This is a genomic window from Streptomyces sp. AC627_RSS907, assembly GCF_019049165.1.
Map to the genome: position 1 here is coordinate 1 of NZ_JAGMUE010000589.1, position 608 is coordinate 608.

The 608-nt window shown below is 62.2% G+C and carries 1 protein-coding gene; it reads right to left on the reverse strand.

Annotated elements, in window-relative coordinates; translation table 11 throughout:
* Positions 1 to 608, reverse strand: a 608-nt coding sequence (locus KUM32_RS37245) for an Eco57I restriction-modification methylase domain-containing protein (protein ID WP_217146283.1), incomplete at both ends; no start/stop codon positions are given.

A 608-nucleotide genomic window follows, 5' to 3' on the forward strand; every position in this document is an offset into this window, starting at 1 on the left:
CTCCGCAGCTTTGTAGCCGATTTCTGTTCGAGCTGGCGGACCATCTCCAAGCCACCGTCCGCGAGGATCCAAGGCTGATTGGTGAAAGCGTCACCTCTGGACAAGTCATCGACGGACACCCATCGCCCCACAGATCCAGGCTGATCGATCTGCTCAACAATCGCTCGCCAAACCACCCCCTCCTCTGCCCTCTCCGGCGCCGAAGGCTCTCCCTGCACACTCCGCACGGTCCGGATCGTCGCCTGCCGCTTCGATCCCTCTCTGTGCCGCCCCACGAGAATCACCGTCGGCGTTCCGTGCCCCGGGATGTATGCCCCAGACGTGTCGATGACCTCGGTGAGTTCGACCTTGTGGGCAAAGTACTCCTCGATGAGTCTCGTGCCGAACTCACGCTTCATGAAGGAGTTCGCCGTGATCTGGCCGACCATGCCATAGCCGTCCCCGTTGGCTCCGCCCCGCTTGGCCAGTTCGAAGAATCGCTGGGCAAAGGGGACAGACAGCGCGTAGGTCCCCGCACAGGCGTCGTACAGCTTCCGGTACAGCTGGTTGAGCTTCTTGTCCTTGACCGCGATGTACGGCGGATTGCCCACCACCACGTGGTAGCGCTC